The organism is Bartonella sp. OC68QHHN (assembly GCF_042193875.1).
Lineage (GTDB): Bacteria > Pseudomonadota > Alphaproteobacteria > Rhizobiales > Rhizobiaceae > Bartonella > Bartonella grahamii_A.
Genome location: NZ_JBHIME010000071.1, coordinates 1 through 2,567 on the forward strand (window position 1 = coordinate 1; position 2,567 = coordinate 2,567).

Annotated in this window: 2 protein-coding genes and 1 pseudogene; all 3 read right to left on the reverse strand. The window is 38.9% G+C overall.

Going from position 1 to position 2,567, the window contains the following annotated elements; translation table 11 throughout:
• Positions 1-212: 212 nt before the first annotated feature.
• The gene (locus tag ACFIJ0_RS07465; RefSeq protein WP_375645263.1) at positions 213-791 is read right to left on the reverse strand and encodes an SMI1/KNR4 family protein; all 579 of its coding nucleotides are present in this window, start codon (positions 789-791) and stop codon (positions 213-215) included.
• 46 nt (positions 792-837) lie between these two features.
• Positions 838-1,413 (reverse strand): SMI1/KNR4 family protein, encoded by a 576-nt coding sequence (locus tag ACFIJ0_RS07470; RefSeq protein WP_375643998.1) that lies wholly within the window; start codon positions 1,411-1,413, stop codon positions 838-840.
• A 52-nt stretch (positions 1,414-1,465) separates the two neighbouring features.
• Positions 1,466-2,567, reverse strand: a pseudogene (locus ACFIJ0_RS08835) (HNH/ENDO VII family nuclease); the annotation flags it as partial.

The window sequence follows — 2,567 nt, forward strand, 5'->3', positions numbered from 1 at the left end:
TAAATCACCTTCTGTCATTATGGCGCCAAAATCATTCAACACTGCGCCATCGACTTGTAAGGCACCATTGCCCTGCACATATTTACTCACAACGAGCTGTTCTGGTTTTGCTAAGCCTTGTTTTCTATCATTTCAGTTTTGGTAAACAATATCACCCCCCTAAACAGTTGTAAGGTCTGTATTATAAACGCTTCATATTTCCCCTATCAATTTCACCTCTTCCATAGTTTTTTCCAAAAACGCTTGTAAAAAGGGATAGGTTGCGGAGTGGGAGTGTGCTCAATCTTTTCAATCGGTTGGTCACCTTCAGGTATCTCAACTCCCGCGTGTACTTTAATTCTTTTGCAAAGGAATTCATAAAAATTACTGGCGTAATATTCAGAATCGCCCAATGGAAACCTGACATAGAGTGGGCATTCACCATCCCGAAACTGCGTATAATCAAAATAAAAGGTTTCATCAAAATCAGCGTAACACACGACAAGCTGTTCTGGTGTCGTAAAACCATCTCTTCTATCATTTAAGTTTTGGAAAACAACGTCATTAACAGAAACACCTATAGGATGCTCATAAAGACTATAGATTTCCTCACCACTAATGTCCCCACCTTTATAATGTTTAAAAAAACTCTTGTAAGACGATGTGAATTGTAAACCGAGAGCTTTCTCCGCCTTTTCAATAACAAGATCATCAACTGCATTATCTTTAATACGAAAATGGATAATATCATCATCATATTTATTCACTTTATCAATTAATACTGCAACATCATCTAAAGTATAGGTTTTCATGGATGATCCTCAAAACTTGCGTTATAAACGCTCCGTATTTCTTCTATCAATTGCCCCTCCTCCATAGTTTTTTCCAAAAGCTCTTGTAAAAGGGTATAGGTTGCGGAGTGGGAGTGTTCTCAATCTTTTCAATCGGTTGATCACCATCAGGTATCTCAACTCCCGCGTGTACTATAATTCTTTTGCAAAGGAACTCATAAAAATTACTGGCATAATATTCGCAATTATCCAATGGAAACATAACATAGATTGGACATTCTCCATCCCGAAACTGCGTATAATCAAAATAAAAGGTTTCATCAAAATCAGCTTCACACACGATAAGCTGTTCTGATGTCACAAAACCACGTTTTCTATCATTTAAGTTCTGAAAAACAATATCACCAGCAGGAATACCCATAGGATTATCATAAAGACTATAGATTTCTTCACCACCAATGTCCCCGCCTTTACAATGTTCTAAAAAACTCTTGTAAGACGATGTAAATTGTAAACCGAGAGCTTTCTCGGCCTTTTCAATCACGAGATCACCAACTGCATCATCTTCAGTACCAAAATTGATAATATCACCATTATATTTATCAACTAATTCTAAAACATCATCTAAGGTATAGGTTTTCATCAATTATTTCTCCAAATTTCTTTTTTCTCTTTTCATCAACCGTAGAGCATTACTACCGATGCTCCTGTCCCCATCTGTCAAAATCTATACTCATAATACTCCATTTCATATCAATTATTCCTCCTAAATTACTGTTTTTTTGTTCTCTATAACCTTTAGCGCGTTCCTTCCAATATTCCTCTCTCCATTTTTTAAACTTTTTTCTCTCTATAAGTGATTGATGTGTTTTGGAGGGAGCATGAATCACGGAATTGTATTTATTATGAGATTCCTTGCTCATTTCTGCTATGGGCCCCTCAGGTGTTTGCTTTAGGTGATGCAACTCAACAGGCTTACCATCAAAACCTATAGGTGCTTTTCCTGCTTCCATCCTTTCAACATTGGTGCCCCACACCGTTTTTTTGTTTTTCAGTCCATTTAACCCTTTTATTAGGATCAAAAAGGTCGTTTCTCTGATAGGCTTTGTTAGTCTGTCCAAATTTGCTATCGGTAAATTTAGTGGGTTTCTTTTTTAACCAAAGCTTTTTTTCTTTAGCAGCGAGTTTGGTCAGTTCTTTCTTCGCCGCAAGTTTGTCAGGATCTCCCTGAGCGACAAGTTCTGCAAGATTTTTCTTGGAAGCGAATTGGGCAAAATCTTTCCTAGCATTGAACTTGATCACAGCCTTTTCGCCAAGCTTTATGCCTCCCTTGACTACTCCAGCTCCTCCAGCAAAGTTTTCTAACACTCCGGCTGATAATCTTCCTGTTTCAAAACCGGCATTAAAAGCTCCGTCAACTCCCGCTTTTTCAAAATTCTCTTTTACGTAATCTATATNGCAAATATCATTATTTGTAACATCATGTTCTTCACAGCGCCATCAGCTAACTCGTATAGCTTGATTGGTGTATCGGCAATGAGACCAGACATAAGTCCTGTCGAAAAAGTTCTATCTTGTTGTTCATCAATCTCAAACCATTTTTCGTTAACATCTCTTCGACACTGATCATCAGGGCACTCTTCTAACTCTTTATTCATCTGAGCCTGTTGCGCACTGCTGAGGTAGTTATTTGCAGCGGCATTTCCAGCGGCATCGGCACCGGCATCAACATCGCCACCGGCAAGCGCGGCAGCAACGCCCCCCGCAGCCCGTGCGACATCAATGGTGTGGTCTCTA

Excerpts from the sequence above, each read along its gene's own strand:
- ACFIJ0_RS07465 (WP_375645263.1), bottom strand. The coding sequence starts at position 791 with ATGAAAACCTATACTTTAGATGATGTTGCAGTATTAATTGATAAAGTG.
- ACFIJ0_RS07470 (WP_375643998.1), bottom strand. The coding sequence starts at position 1,413 with ATGAAAACCTATACCTTAGATGATGTTTTAGAATTAGTTGATAAATAT.